This is a genomic window from Microbacterium aurantiacum, from assembly GCF_040532595.1.
Classification (GTDB): domain Bacteria; phylum Actinomycetota; class Actinomycetes; order Actinomycetales; family Microbacteriaceae; genus Microbacterium; species Microbacterium chocolatum_B.
Genome location: NZ_JBEVYX010000002.1, coordinates 118,466 through 131,290, shown reverse-complemented (window position 1 = coordinate 131,290; position 12,825 = coordinate 118,466). Strand labels below are relative to the sequence as shown.

Sequence of the window (12,825 nt, the reverse complement as noted above, 5' to 3'; positions counted from 1 at the left end):
CGCGCGGACGCGATCAGACGTCGGCGACCTTCCGGCCCTTGTACTCGAGGAACAGCTCCGTGCCCTGCGAGTCGGTGACGACCTTCGCCTGGTGCGGGCGGCTGTAGACGACCTTGCCGTTCTCGATGGTCTTCACCAGCGTGGGGGCCTCGGCCTTCCACTGCGCGCGGCGCGAGCGGGTGTTGGAACGGGAGACTTTCCGCTTCGGGGGGTTACCTGCCATGGCTGACTCTCTTCTGTCGGGGGCGCCGCGACCTCACGGTCGGGCGTCGGTGTCGTGGTCTGGGGTGTAGTCCTGGAGCGCGGCCCAGCGCGAATCGATGGGCTCACCCTGCGGTGCGCCGGTGCTCACGGTCAACCTCTCGCCCGTGGCCGGATCAAGACCGGGGCAGTCCGGCTGACACACCGGCTGAAACGGAAGCGACAGGACGATCGCATCCCTGACCGGAGTTTCAAGATCCACGTGGTCGTCTTGAACCTCGAAGTCAGTTTCTTCCGACCCAGAATACGCGAAAAGCTCCTGGATCTCGACTTCGACGGGCTCGGCGATGTCGATGAGGCACCGACCGCACACCCCGGTGTACCGCGTGTCGAGCTCAGCCGTCACCAGGATGCCCTCGTGGACGGACTCCAGACGGACGTGCGCATCCAGTTCCTCGCCTTCGGCGACGGAGACCAGACCCTCACCCCACTTCTCCGGAATGGGGAGGGTGAGGTCGTGCTCGCGCATCTCGCCGGATCGGTACATGATGTCGCGCACCGGGACCACGAGCGGACCGTTCACATGCTTCTTAGCCACGGTCGTCCATGCTAGCGGCGTCGGTCTGTGCATCGGCCGCACGCGCGTCCGCGCCCCGGTCGAGGAAGCGCGCGACCGCACCGGGGACGAAAGGCGACACGTCGCCGCCCAACGCCGCGACCTGCCGGACGAGAGAGCTCGACACGAGCGCATGTGCCGGATCCGGGAGGAGGAAGACCGTCTCGACATGAGCCAGGTGCCGATTGACGATCGCCATCGGCGTCTCGTACGCGACGTCCACCTGCGAACGGATGCCCTTCACCAGGACGCCGGCGCCGACATCCGTGGCGTAGTCCACCAGAAGACCGACGCTCCATGAGGCCACCACGACGTCTCCGCCGATCTGCTCGTCGGCGATGGCCTGCTCGAGAAGCGCCAGCCGCTGGGCGATGGGCAGCATCGCCTCCTTCTCCGGATTGTGCACCACCAGCACGTGCAGCTGTTCGTACAGCGCCGCCGCACGGCGGATCACGTCCAGATGACCGAGGGTGGGCGGGTCGAAGGACCCGGGAACGACGGCGATCCGGCTGTTCATGCGGCTCAGCCTACCGGCGGCCGCCGTCAGGAACGTCCGAGCGCCGCGCGCTGCTCCGCGCTCATGCGCCGGTCCACCGCCTCGGCGAGTCCCGGGTGCCGGACGAGTGCGGGATCCTCGTTCAGCAGCTCCTCCGCGGCCTGCCGGGCGACGAGGATGAGCTCCGCGTCCGTGACGACCCGCAGGAGACGCAGGGAGGATCGGGCGCCGGACTGGAGGTCGCCCAGGACGTCGCCCTCTCCCCGGAGCTCGAGGTCGACCTCGGCGAGATGGAACCCGTCCAGTGTCGAAGCGACGGCCTCGACGCGGGAGCGGGATGACGAGCCGACCGTCGCCTCGGTCACGAGAAGACAGAGTCCGGGCACGCCGCCTCGGCCGACCCGACCGCGCAGCTGATGCAGCTGCGACACCCCGAAGCGATCGGCCTCCAGGATGACCATCGTCGAGGCGTTGGGGACGTCCACGCCGACCTCTATGACGGTCGTGGCCACCAGGACGTCGATGTCGCCGCGCGCGAACGCCTGCATGACGGCGTCCTTCTCGTCCGCCGGCATCTTGCCGTGCAGCGGCTCGACTCGCAGTGTCGCGTACGACGGATGCCGCGACAGGAGGTCGATGACCTGCGCGACCCCCCAGCGCGTCTTGGCCGGTGGAGCCTCCGCGCCGGTCGCCGCGTCCCCAACGATGGCCGATGGATCCGCGGGGGCATCGGGTTCGTCCTCGTCGGTGACCTCGTCGGCGCCCGACAGCGCGTCCGCATCGATCGCGGCGCAGACGACGAACGCCTGTCGACCGGCCGCGACCTCCTCCACGACGCGATCCCAGACCCGGGCGAACCAGCTGGGATGCTCGGCGAGGGGGGCGACATGAGTGCTGATGCCGGCGCGGCCGGCGGGCATCGTCCGGATGGTGGACACGTCGAGGTCGCCGAAGACGGTCATCGCCACCGTCCGCGGAATCGGCGTGGCGGTGAGCACCAGGGTGTGCGGAGCCTGCCCCTTCGCGCGGAGCGCTTCGCGCTGCGCGACACCGAAACGGTGCTGCTCGTCGACGACGACGAGGGCGAGGTCGGCGAACGTCGTGGAGGCGCTCAGGAGCGCGTGCGTGCCGACGACGATGCGGGCCTGGCCGGACGCCACGCGCAACGCCGCCTTCCGACGCTCCGTCGTCGTCATCTGGCCGGTCAGCAGGGTCGGCATGAGCTCGGGCGCCAGCGTCGGACCGAGCATGCGGGTGATGGAGCGCAGATGCTGCCCGGCGAGCACCTCCGTCGGGGCGATGAGCGCCGCCTGCCCGCCGGACTCGGCCACCTGGAGCATGGCGCGCAGCGCGACAAGGGTCTTCCCCGACCCGACCTCGCCCTGCACGAGCCGATTCATGGGGTGCGCGCGGCGCAGGTCGCCGTCGATCTCGGCTCCGACCTCGATCTGGTCGGCGGTGAGGTCGAAAGGCAGCGCCGCGTCGAACGCCTCGCGCAGTGCTCCTGGCTCGCGCGGCGTCGCTCCCCACGATCGGACGAAAGCCCGCTGCTGCAACAGGGCGGACTGCAGCACGAACGCCTCGTGCATGCGGAGGGTCTGGCGGGCGGCGTCGATCTCGTCGAAATTCTGCGGACGATGGATGCGCTCCAGCGCGGTACGCGCGTCGAGCAGGAGGAGGCGTTCCCGGAACTCCGCCGGCAGGGGCTCGGACACCGGACCCAGCCGGTCGAGAACCAGCTCGACGACCGTGGCGATCTTCCAGCTGGAGACGGCGGCGGTCGCGGGGTAGATCGCGATCGGCAGGTTCGCATTGGCCTGCGCCGTCTGGATCGCCAATGCGGCATCGTCGAACAGCTGGTAGTCGGGGTGCGCCAGCTGAAGGGTGTCGCGGTACTGTCCGACCTTCCCGGCGAAGATCCCTCGTCGCCCGGGCACGAGGTCCTTCGCTCGCCAGGCCTGATTGAAGAACGTGAGGGTGATCTCGCCGACGCCGTCGCTGATCACGACCTCGAGGATCTGTCCGCTGCGCTGGCGCATGCGCCGCTCCCGCACCTGTCGGACCTCGGCCACGATCGTGACGGACTCCCCCACCGGCAGGGCCATGATGGGCGTCAGCTCACCTCGACGGGCGTAGCGCCGCGGATAGTGCTGGAGGAGGTCGGCGACCGTCTTCATGCCGAAGGCACGATCGAGCGTCTTCGCCGTCTTCTCGCCCACCGCTGCGCTCAGTCGCGAATCCAGGGTGAGCGGCGTCATGCCTCGAGTCTAGATTCCGGGTCGGACACCGCCCCGCGAGTCAGGAGGGGAAGATGTCGGCGACGATCTCGGAGAGGAAGGCCCGCGCGTTCCGGTTCACGGACGACAGGTAGATCCACACGTCCTCACGGGCGACGATGACCTCTTCGGTCTCCGTCGTGCCGCCGGCCGCCTGGCAGAACTGCGCGCCGAAGTCCTCCGCCGGCCGGCACTTCCACCCGTCCGCCGTCAAGGCCTCCAACCCTGCCGTCACCGCCGCGTCATCCGCGGTCCTGATCAGGAGCAGGACGCCGCTGGCCTCCCCGACGATCCAGTCGCAGCCGAGCGCGAGCGAAGAACCCTCCGGGGCGGGGCGGACGAAGTCGGCACCGTCGCTCTGGAGCGTCATGTCGCCGACCGTCTCCGCGCGGGTCGGCTCGCTCGCGAGCAACCCGCACTCGGTCGGGAGGACCGCCGAGGATGCCGGAGGATCGGGCTCCGCGGTCGGCTCGGGGTCGGAGGGCGGGGTGGCGGACGGGGAAGCCGCCGCCGTCGGGGTGGTCTCACCGCCCTCGGCGGCGCATCCTCCGAGGAGGACGGCGCCTGCGCACATCGTCGCGAGCAGGGTCAGACGTAGACGACCGTTCATATCGAACCTCCGCGTTCGTTCGCTCCGCCCCCGGGGCGATCATAGCGATCGCTATCGTGGACGGGTGACCCGCATCATCTCCGGACGCGCCGGCTCCGTCCGCCTGGATGTGCCGGCGTCCGGCACGCGACCGACGAGTGATCGTGTGCGCGAGTCGATCTTCTCCGCACTCGAGGCCGCGGATCTCGTCTCGGGGGCGCGGGTGCTCGATCTGTACGCCGGCTCCGGGGCGCTGGGGCTCGAAGCGATCAGCCGCGACGCGGCGAGCGTCGATCTTGTCGAGAGGGCTCCCCAGGCGGCCGCGATCATCTCCGCGAACGCGGCGCGGGTTCGCAAGGCGTTGGGATCGGCCGCGGAGATCAGGGTGCACCGACGCGCGGTGGATGCCTATCTCGCCGCCGCGCGCGGCGCGTGGGACCTGGTGTTCATCGATCCGCCCTACGATCTGTCGGCAACCGACCTCGCGACGTGCCTCGATCGGGTCGGCGGTCTGCTCTCCGACGGTGGTCGCGTCGTCGTCGAGCGGGCGTCACGGTCGGATCCACCGCGCTGGCCGCACTCGCTCGCGCCCCTTCGGGAGAAACGGTACGGAGACACCACGGTCTGGCACGCCGCCGTCGACGGATCCGAGGATCAGCCCCGCCCGCGATCCCAGTCCTGATAGGGATCCCAGCCCCCGCGGCCGCGGGGCTCCTCGCCGTCGACGAGCACGCCGGGAGCCGCGCCTTCGCGGGCGCGGCCGATGGCCGCGAACGACCCCGGGAGCCTGACGCCCGCCGGAAAGGTCGCGAGGAGCGCGTGGTCCTCGCCGCCGGTGAGGGCGGTCGACACGTCTCTTCCGAGCGCGGCGGAATCGATATCGAGCGTCACCGCGGACGCGCGGGCCATCCGGGCGGCATCCAGCAGCAGACCGTCCGAGACGTCCATCATGGCCGTCGCGCCCGCCTCCGCCGCGCGCCGTCCGTCGGCGATCGGCGGTCGGGGACGGAGCTGGGCGTCGAGATCCCCGGCCTCGTCAGCCGTGAGATCCGCGGTACGCGGAGGGACAGGTCGCCCTTCGCCGTCGCGGAAGCGTTCGAAGAGAAGGGACAGGCCCCGCGCGGCGGGACCGAGACGGCCGCTCACGGCGAGCACATCTCCGACGCGAGCGCCCGACCGTGTGACGGGTTCGCTCCCCTCGAGCACACCCAGGGCGGTCACCGCGACGGTCAGCGTGTCGGACACGGCGAGGTCTCCACCGTCCACCGCGCAACCCGGTGCGAGCACGTCGCACGCCGCCCGCAGTCCGTCGGCGATCGCGCCGACGTCCGCCAGTCTCGTCTCCGGCGGCATCGCGAGCGCGACCAGCAGCGAGGTCGGGCGTGCCCCCATCGCCGCGATGTCCGCGAGGTTCACCGCCGCCGCCTTCCACCCCAGGGAGAAGCCGTCCGTCCATGCGGTGCGGAAGTCGGGGCCGTGGACGAGGGTGTCCACGCTCGCGACGATCCGACCCCCCGGCACGGACAGGACCGCAGCATCATCACCGGGCCCGAGGAGGGCGGTCGTCGGGCCGACCCGATCGAGGATGTGCGCGAGCACCGTTCGCTCGTCGAGATCGCCCACGCGGGCATCGGATCGGGTCATCCGGACCAGGTTAGCCTGGGATGGTGCGTTCTCCCCTCCGTCTGCCGGCGGCATCCGTCCTCGCTGCGGCCCTCGTGATGCTCGCCGGGTGCGCTCCGACGATCGCCATGGAGGCCGCCCCGCAGTCGAACGACCCGGCGTGCGCGGACGTCATGGTGCGGCTGCCCGACCAGGTCGACGGCGAGCCGCGCCGATGGACGGATGCTCAGGCGACCGCGGCGTGGGGCGATCCGAGTGCGTCGATCCTCTTCACCTGCGGTCTCGAGCCGATCGGACCGACCACCCTCCCCTGCCGGACCGTCGCGGGTGTCGATTGGGTCATCGACGAGTCGGAGGCGCCGCGGTATCGGGTCACGACGTTCGGGCGCGTACCGGCTGTGGAGCTCTATCTCGACAATGAGCGTGTCTCGAGCGCCGAGGTTCTGGACCGCCTGTCAGCCCTGGTCTCGGTTCTCCCGCCCGACGGGTCGCGGTGCCTCGAGCGCGGCGACGCCGTCGATGCCGAGGGGTGATCAGGACGCGCGGTCGAGCGCGGTCTCGATCAGCTCGGAGATGAGCTCCGGATAGCTCATCCCCGAGGCGATCCAGCACTTCGGGAACATCGAGATCGGCGTGAATCCTGGCATGGTGTTCAGCTCGTTGACCACGAGCTTCCCGTCCGGCGTCGCGAAGAAGTCGACCCGGGCCAGTCCCCGCCCGTCGACGGCTTCGAACGCGCGGATGCCGAGCGCGCGGATCGCGTCGACGTCGGCGGGACCGAGGTCGGCCGGGCAGACGACCTCGGCCCCGTCGCCGCCGAGGTACTTCCCCTCGAAGTCGTAGAACTCACGGGTCGTGAGGACGATCTCGCCGGGCAGGGAGGCTCGCGGTGACCCGCCATCGCGCCCCTCGAGGATGGCGACCTCGATCTCCCGGCCGACGATGGCGGTTTCGATCAGCACCTTGTCGTCCTCGGCGAACGCGATCTCCAGCGCGGCGTGGAGCTCACCGGGCTCGTGCACCTTCGACACGCCGACGCTCGACCCGGCGCGCGCGGGCTTGACGAACGACGTCTCCCCCAGTCGGGCGGCTTCGGCGCGCACGACATCCGGCTCCCGGGACCATCGTGCGCGGGTGACCGTGACCCAGGGCGCGACGGGCACGCCCGCCGCCGCGAGCACGATCTTCATGAAGTGCTTGTCCATGCACAGTGCCGAGTCGAGGACTCCGCCGCCCGCGTACGGAAGACGAAGGGTGTCCAGGAACCCCTGCACCGTCCCGTCCTCGCCGTGCACCCCGTGGAGGATCGGGAGGACCACGTCGACGCGACCGATCGGGTCCGTCGTCCCGTCCGCCCGTCGTACCCGGAGGGTCTGGTCTCCCCCGCCCTCCGGCCACAGCACCCGTGTGCCGTTGTCGACGACCTCGGGCAGACGTCCCGCGTCCATCGTGAAGCGGTCCGGGTCGTCGGATTCGAGGACGAAGACACCGTCGCGGGTGATGCCGACCGGGATCACCCGGTAGCGGTCACGATCGATCGCCCGTAGAACCCCGCCCGCCGTGGCGGAACTGATCGAGTGCTCGCTGGAGCGACCTCCGAAGAGCACCACCACCGCCGGCCTGTCCATGCTGTGTCCTCTCCCCCTGCGGGGTGTCGTCGTCGGTGGTGAGGTGCGGCGCGATGTCGCGCGGATCCATCGTTCCATCCAGAACCATCTTCACCTGCTCCACGATCGGCATCTGCACGCCGACTTCGCGAGCGAGCTGCAGGACCGGCGCGACGGACGCGAGCCCCTCCGCAGTCTGCTGCATCTGCTTCACCACGTCCTGGAAGGAGTAGCCCTGACCGAGAAGCCGCCCGGCGGTGTTGTTCCGGCTGAGCGGCGACTGGCACGTGGCGATCAGGTCTCCGAGCCCGGCGAGACCTTGGAGGGTGCCGGGCTGAGCGCCGTAGGCCACCGCGAAATCCGTCATCTCCACCAAGCCTCGCGTGATGATGGAGGCTTTGGTGTTCTCCCCGTAGCCGACACCGTCGACGATCCCGATCGCCACCGCGATGAGGTTCTTCAGCACACCGCCGAACTCGGTGCCGATGACGTCGGTGTTCACGAACGTGCGGAAGTACCGATTGCGGCAGCGGCGCGCGACGGCGTCGGCGGTCTCCTGATCGGTCGAGGAGATCACAGCGGCGGTCGGCTGCTCCCGTGCGATCTCAAGTGCGAGATTCGGTCCCGAGGCCACCGCGATCCGCGCGGGGTCGCAGTGCAGCTCCTGTTCGATCACCTGGCTCATGCGCAGGCCGGTCCGCTTCTCGACGCCCTTCATCAGCGACACCACCGGCGCATCGGTGCGCAGGAGGAGGGGTCGCAGCGCCTTGAGGTTCTGCCGGACGGCCTGGCTCGGGATCGAGAGATACACCTGCTCGGCGCCGTCCAGGGCCTCCGAGAGGTGGTGCGTGGCGGACATCTCCCGCGGCAGGTTCACGCCGGGGAGGTATCCGGTGTTGCGTTTGGCTTCCTGGATCTCCGCGGCGAGCTCGGGCCGGCGCGCCCACATCGTCACGTGCGCGCCGCCGTCCGCGAGGATCTTCCCGAACGTCGTGCCCCAGCTCCCCGCACCGATGACCGCGACGCGAGGGCGAGCCGAATCCTGTCTACGGGTCAAGGCGACCGGTCTCCTTCTGCCCATGCTGGCTCGGATCCCAGCGAGCCGGTGGCGCCGGCGCGTCGCGCAGGCGCGAGAGGAGCGCGGAGATCTCGCCCATCACCTCGTCGGTGGCGGCGATGAGCGTGCCCGGCTGCGTCAGCGTCGCCCCTCGAGCAGCGAGATCGATCGGATCACCCACGACAACGCGCACACGTCGACGCAGCGGCCACATCCGGAACTTCCCGTAGCGCGGCATGACCTGCTGCACTCCCCAATGCGCCATCGGCACCACGGGGATACCGCCGGCGAGTGCGAGGCGGGCGGCGCCGGTCTTGCCGCGCATCGGCCACAGGTCGGGTTCGCGCGTCAGCGTCCCCTCGGGGTAGACGATGACCCCGCGCCCGTGGCGGACGAGCGTCTCCGCCGCATCCAGCGTCTGTCGAGCAGCCGACGCGGACGAGGACCGCGCGACGGGAACCATACCCGTGCTGCGCAGGATCCAGCCCAGAACCGGCACGCGGAAGAGGCTCTCCTTGGCCATGAATCGCGGCGCGCGGCCCATTCGCCACACCGCGAGGGCCACGGCGAGCGGATCGACCTCGGAGTAGTGGTTCGGGGCGAGGACGTACGCACCCTCGCGGGGGAGCTTCTCCGCCCCCTCGATCTCGATCTTCATGAGCGCGCTGATCAACGGCACGGCGACCGCCGCGAGGGGCCAGAATGCGCTCGGACGCGACTTCTCCGGTGATGCGCGACGCGCGGGGCCCGACATCATCAGCCGACGACGTCGTAGTCCGCGCCGAGCGCGTCCAGCTTGTCCAGGAGCTTCTCGTATCCGCGGCGCAGGATGCCGACGTTGCGGACGATCGACTCCCCCTCGGCTGCCAGCGCGGCGATGAGGTAGCTGTACCCGCCGCGGAGATCGGGGACGACGACGTCCGCGCCGTGCAGCGGAGTCGGGCCCGTGATCACCGCCGCCTGCTCGAGCGCGCGGCGCGGGACACGGCGCTCCGGGCTGGCCAGACCCTGCGGGTGCACGACGATGTCGGCCCCCATCTGGACGAGAGCCTCGGTGAATCCGAGCCTGTTCTCGTAGACGGTCTCGTGGACGACCGATGTACCGGCGGCCTGCGTGAGCGCGACGATCAGCGGCTGCTGCCAATCGGTCATGAAACCGGGATGCACATCGGTCTCGACCATCACGGGCTTCAGCGCGTCGTCACGACGGAAACGGATGCCGTCCTCGTGCACGTCGAACCAGCCGCCCGCCTTCCGGAAGACGTTCAGGAACGTCAGCATCTCCTGCTGACGTGCGCCGCCGACGAAGATGTCGCCGTCTGTCGCGAGGGCCGCGCAGGCCCAGGATGCCGCCTCGTTGCGGTCGAAGATGCAACGGTGATCGTAGCCACGCAGCTTCTCGACGCCCTCGATCAGGATGACGCGGTTCGGCTCGTACGAGATGATCGCGCCCATCTTTTGGAGGACGGCGATGAGGTCCATGATCTCGGGCTCGATCGCGGCGTTCCGCAGCTCCGTGACGCCGCGCGCGCGGACGGCGGTCAGCAGCACCTGCTCGGTCGCTCCGACGCTCGGGTAGGGCAGCTCGATGTCGGCTCCGTGGAGGCCGTTCGGCGCCGTGATCCGGATGCCCTCGTAGCTCTTGTCCACGACGGCTCCGAAGGCGCGGAGAGCATCCATGTGGAAGTTGATCGGTCGGTCGCCGATGCGGCATCCGCCGAGGTCCGGGATGAGCGCCTCACCGAGGAGATGGAGCAGCGGGCCGCAGAAGAGGATGGGGATGCGGGAGGCGCCGGCGTGCGCGTCGATCTCCTCGAAGTGCGCCGAGACCGCACCGCTCGGATCGAGGCGCAGCGACCCGGCCTCATCCCCGTCCCTCACCGTGACACCGTGCACCTCGAGCAGCGAACGGACGACCTGCACGTCGCTGATGTCGGGTACGTCGCGCAGGACGCTCGCAGTCTCCCCCAGCAGGGCTGCCACCATGGCCTTGGTCGCCAGGTTCTTCGCGCCCTTGACCTCGACCCGACCGGTCAGGGGACGTCCGCCGCGGATGGCCAGGACCTCCCCGGCGGTCTCGCGGGAGAGGGCGGTCGACTCGGCATCGACGCCGACGAGTGACTTCATGCAGGGGACCTCACTTGTGTCTCGAGGATGGCTGGCGGCAGAACGCGCTTGTGGCGCGGTCTGCCCTATGACGTGCTCTCGGAGGGAACCGGGAGCGTGCGGGGCCGCCATGCCTCGCGCCGGGCCTCGAAGTCCGCGATCCGGTCTGCGTTGCGCAGGGTGAGCCCGATGTCGTCGAGGCCTTCGAGAAGCCGCCACCTAGTGTAATCGTCGATGTCGAACGCCACCTGGAGAGGGGCGACGCCGCGCGCCGGGTCGCCGTCGACGACCGCGGAGCGGGCTCGGAGGTCCACCGTCATCGTGACACCCGGGCGTGCGTCGATCGCCGCCCAGATCGCCTCGAGGTCGATCTCGGACACCACCCCGGTGACGAGCCCCTGCTTGCCCGCGTTCCCGCGGAAGATGTCGGCGAACTTCGTGCTCAGGACCACCCGGAATCCGTAGTCCCGCAGCGCCCACACGGCGTGCTCGCGGCTCGATCCGGTGCCGAAGTCCGGCCCCGCGACCAGGACGGATGCCGCAGCGAACTCCGGTCGATTCAAGACGAAGTCCGGATCCTGGCGCCAGTTGGCGAAGAGGGCGTCGTCGAAGCCGGTCTTGGTGACCCGCTTGAGGTACACCGCGGGGATGATCTGGTCGGTGTCCACCGCGGAACGGCGCAAGGGCGCCGCGATGCCGGTGTGCGTCTCGAACGCTTCCATGTCAGGCCTCGACCTTCTCGCGTGCGGGCAGATCGGACGGACTGGCGAGGCGCCCGAGGACCGCGGTCGCGGCGGCGACCAGCGGCGACACGAGGTGCGTGCGCCCGCCCTTGCCCTGACGTCCCTCGAAGTTGCGATTGCTGGTCGAGGCGCAACGCTCCCCCGGGGACAGCTGATCCGGGTTCATGCCGAGACACATGGAGCACCCGGCGAAGCGCCACTCGGCTCCGAAATCGAGGAACACCTTGTCCAGTCCCTCCGCCTCGGCCTCGAGCCGGACGCGTGCAGACCCCGGGACCACCATGACGCGCACGCCCTCCGCCTTCGTGCGCCCCTCGATCAGAGAGGCGAAGGCCCGGAGGTCCTCGATGCGGCTGTTCGTGCACGACCCCATGAACACCGCGTCGACGGGGACGTCCTTGAGCGGCGTGCCGGGAACGAGATCCATGTACTCCAGCGCACGTTCGGCGGCGGCGCGCTCGTTGGGGTCCGCGAAGTCATCGGGCGCCGGGACGACGTCACTCAGCGAGACGCCCTGACCGGGGTTGGTCCCCCACGTGACGAACGGCTCGAGCGCGTCCGCGTCGAGGAAGACCTCGGCGTCGTAGACGGCGCCCTCGTCGCTGGGGAGGGTGCGCCAGTAGGCCACCGCATCCTCCCAGTCCTGGCCCTGCGGTGCGTGCGGCTTGCCCTTGACGTAGGCGAAGGTCGTCTCGTCGGGCGCGACCATCCCGGCACGCGCGCCCGCCTCGATGGACATGTTGCAGATCGTCATCCGCCCCTCCATGGAGAGCGAGCGGATCGCGGACCCACGGAACTCCAGCACGTAGCCCTGGCCGCCGTTGGTGCCGATCTTCGCGATCACGGCGAGGATGATGTCCTTCGCGGTCACGCCGGGCTTCAGCTCGCCTTCGACGGTGATGGCCATGGTCTTGAAGGGCTTGAGCGGCAGCGTCTGGGTCGCCAGGACGTGCTCGACCTCGCTCGTGCCGATGCCGAACGCCATCGCCCCGAAGGCGCCGTGGGTCGAGGTGTGGCTGTCGCCGCAGACGACCGTGATGCCCGGCATAGTCAAGCCCAGCTGGGGTCCCACCACGTGGACGATGCCCTGCTCCTTGTCTCCGAGGGAGTGCAGTCTGACGCCGAACTCCGCGGCGTTGCGACGCAGGGTGTCGATCTGCGTGCGACTGGTCAGGTCGGCGATGGGCTTGTCGATGTCCCACGTGGGTGTGTTGTGGTCCTCGGTCGCGATCGTGAGGTCCCGTCGCCGCACCGGGCGCCCCTCGGCCCGCAGGCCGTCGAACGCCTGGGGGCTCGTCACCTCGTGGACGAGGTGCAGGTCGATGTAGATGAGGTCGGGCTGGCCGTCCTCGCCCTTGACGACGAGGTGGTCGTCCCACACCTTCTCGGCGAGGGTGCGCGGGCGGACGGGGATGCCGTCGGGATCGATCGTGCTCATGTCTGTGTGGTTCTCCTCGAGAGGGGGCGACGCCCCGAAGGGTCGGCCCGTGACGGACTCCGCGACGAGAGGG

14 protein-coding genes are annotated in these 12,825 nt (G+C 69.9%); 2 read left to right on the top strand and 12 right to left on the bottom strand.

The genetic code is table 11. From position 1 onward, the window contains the following. Nucleotides 1-13: 13 nt before the first annotated feature. The 5 genes from rpmF to ABXJ56_RS12830 all read right to left on the bottom strand — a co-directional run bounded on the left by rpmF (nt 14) and on the right by ABXJ56_RS12830 (nt 4,199). Nucleotides 14-223: a 50S ribosomal protein L32 gene (rpmF, locus tag ABXJ56_RS12850; RefSeq protein WP_019179169.1), complete on the bottom strand. Its 210-nt coding sequence runs from the start codon at nt 221-223 to the stop codon at nt 14-16. Nucleotides 224-256: 33 nt separating this feature from the next. Continuing rightward, nucleotides 257-730, bottom strand: coding sequence for a YceD family protein (locus tag ABXJ56_RS12845; RefSeq protein ID WP_435405011.1), 474 nt, complete (start codon nt 728-730; stop codon nt 257-259). Nucleotides 731-791: 61 nt separating this feature from the next. Continuing rightward, on the bottom strand, nt 792-1,334 hold the full coding sequence (coaD, locus tag ABXJ56_RS12840) for a pantetheine-phosphate adenylyltransferase (protein WP_354000139.1): 543 nt from the start codon (nt 1,332-1,334) through the stop codon (nt 792-794). A gap of 26 nt (nt 1,335-1,360) precedes the next feature. After that, nucleotides 1,361-3,571 carry an ATP-dependent DNA helicase RecG gene (locus tag ABXJ56_RS12835; protein ID WP_354000138.1) on the bottom strand — a complete coding sequence of 737 codons (2,211 nt, stop codon included), beginning with the start codon at nt 3,569-3,571 and terminating at the stop codon, nt 1,361-1,363. 40 nt (nt 3,572-3,611) lie between these two features. Further along, nucleotides 3,612-4,199, bottom strand: a complete 588-nt coding sequence (locus ABXJ56_RS12830) for a hypothetical protein (protein WP_354000137.1) — start codon at nt 4,197-4,199, stop codon at nt 3,612-3,614. 64 nt (nt 4,200-4,263) lie between these two features. Here ABXJ56_RS12830 and rsmD point away from each other — a divergent pair, with 64 nt between their 5' ends. Then, entirely contained in the window at nt 4,264-4,860 is a 597-nt protein-coding gene (rsmD, locus tag ABXJ56_RS12825; RefSeq protein ID WP_354000136.1) for a 16S rRNA (guanine(966)-N(2))-methyltransferase RsmD, read from the top strand. Here rsmD and thiL read toward each other — a convergent pair. Beyond that, the gene (thiL, locus tag ABXJ56_RS12820) at nt 4,833-5,822 is read right to left on the bottom strand and encodes a thiamine-phosphate kinase (protein ID WP_354000135.1); all 990 of its coding nucleotides are present in this window, start codon (nt 5,820-5,822) and stop codon (nt 4,833-4,835) included. The genes rsmD and thiL overlap by 28 nt on opposite strands. 23 nt (nt 5,823-5,845) lie before the next feature. Here thiL and ABXJ56_RS12815 point away from each other — a divergent pair, with 23 nt between their 5' ends. Beyond that, nucleotides 5,846-6,334 carry a DUF3515 family protein gene (locus tag ABXJ56_RS12815; RefSeq protein WP_435404998.1) on the top strand — a complete coding sequence of 163 codons (489 nt, stop codon included), beginning with the start codon at nt 5,846-5,848 and terminating at the stop codon, nt 6,332-6,334. Here ABXJ56_RS12815 and ABXJ56_RS12810 read toward each other — a convergent pair whose 3' ends face one another. The 6 genes from ABXJ56_RS12810 to leuC all read right to left on the bottom strand — a co-directional run bounded on the left by ABXJ56_RS12810 (nt 6,335) and on the right by leuC (nt 12,752). Further along, nucleotides 6,335-7,429, bottom strand: coding sequence for a D-alanine--D-alanine ligase family protein (locus tag ABXJ56_RS12810; protein ID WP_354000133.1), 1,095 nt, complete (start codon nt 7,427-7,429; stop codon nt 6,335-6,337). Continuing rightward, complete coding sequence (locus ABXJ56_RS12805; protein WP_354000132.1) at nt 7,329-8,489, bottom strand: NAD(P)H-dependent glycerol-3-phosphate dehydrogenase; 1,161 nt, start codon at nt 8,487-8,489, stop codon at nt 7,329-7,331. Before ABXJ56_RS12805 ends, ABXJ56_RS12810 begins: the two co-directional genes overlap by 101 nt. Further along, entirely contained in the window at nt 8,455-9,222 is a 768-nt protein-coding gene (locus tag ABXJ56_RS12800; RefSeq protein ID WP_435404997.1) for a lysophospholipid acyltransferase family protein, read from the bottom strand. The genes ABXJ56_RS12805 and ABXJ56_RS12800 overlap by 35 nt, the downstream gene beginning before the upstream one ends. Then, nucleotides 9,222-10,592, bottom strand: coding sequence for a UDP-N-acetylglucosamine 1-carboxyvinyltransferase (gene murA / locus ABXJ56_RS12795; RefSeq protein WP_354000130.1), 1,371 nt, complete (start codon nt 10,590-10,592; stop codon nt 9,222-9,224). The genes ABXJ56_RS12800 and murA overlap by 1 nt, the downstream gene beginning before the upstream one ends. A gap of 65 nt (nt 10,593-10,657) precedes the next feature. Further along, nucleotides 10,658-11,293: a 3-isopropylmalate dehydratase small subunit gene (leuD, locus tag ABXJ56_RS12790; RefSeq protein WP_354000129.1), complete on the bottom strand. Its 636-nt coding sequence runs from the start codon at nt 11,291-11,293 to the stop codon at nt 10,658-10,660. A gap of 1 nt (nt 11,294) precedes the next feature. Next, on the bottom strand, nt 11,295-12,752 hold the full coding sequence (gene leuC / locus ABXJ56_RS12785) for a 3-isopropylmalate dehydratase large subunit (RefSeq protein ID WP_354000128.1): 1,458 nt from the start codon (nt 12,750-12,752) through the stop codon (nt 11,295-11,297). Nucleotides 12,753-12,825 lie beyond the last annotated feature (73 nt).

Excerpts from the sequence above, each read along its gene's own strand:
- rpmF (WP_019179169.1), bottom strand. The coding sequence starts at position 223 with ATGGCAGGTAACCCCCCGAAGCGGAAAGTCTCCCGTTCCAACACCCGC.
- ABXJ56_RS12845 (WP_435405011.1), bottom strand. The coding sequence starts at position 730 with ATGCGCGAGCACGACCTCACCCTCCCCATTCCGGAGAAGTGGGGTGAG.
- coaD (WP_354000139.1), bottom strand. The coding sequence starts at position 1,334 with ATGAACAGCCGGATCGCCGTCGTTCCCGGGTCCTTCGACCCGCCCACC.
- ABXJ56_RS12835 (WP_354000138.1), bottom strand. The coding sequence starts at position 3,571 with ATGACGCCGCTCACCCTGGATTCGCGACTGAGCGCAGCGGTGGGCGAG.
- ABXJ56_RS12830 (WP_354000137.1), bottom strand. The coding sequence starts at position 4,199 with ATGAACGGTCGTCTACGTCTGACCCTGCTCGCGACGATGTGCGCAGGC.
- thiL (WP_354000135.1), bottom strand. The coding sequence starts at position 5,822 with ATGACCCGATCCGATGCCCGCGTGGGCGATCTCGACGAGCGAACGGTG.
- ABXJ56_RS12810 (WP_354000133.1), bottom strand. The coding sequence starts at position 7,429 with ATGGACAGGCCGGCGGTGGTGGTGCTCTTCGGAGGTCGCTCCAGCGAG.
- ABXJ56_RS12805 (WP_354000132.1), bottom strand. The coding sequence starts at position 8,489 with ATGGGCAGAAGGAGACCGGTCGCCTTGACCCGTAGACAGGATTCGGCT.
- ABXJ56_RS12800 (WP_435404997.1), bottom strand. The coding sequence starts at position 9,222 with ATGATGTCGGGCCCCGCGCGTCGCGCATCACCGGAGAAGTCGCGTCCG.
- murA (WP_354000130.1), bottom strand. The coding sequence starts at position 10,592 with ATGAAGTCACTCGTCGGCGTCGATGCCGAGTCGACCGCCCTCTCCCGC.
- leuD (WP_354000129.1), bottom strand. The coding sequence starts at position 11,293 with ATGGAAGCGTTCGAGACGCACACCGGCATCGCGGCGCCCTTGCGCCGT.
- leuC (WP_354000128.1), bottom strand. The coding sequence starts at position 12,752 with ATGAGCACGATCGATCCCGACGGCATCCCCGTCCGCCCGCGCACCCTC.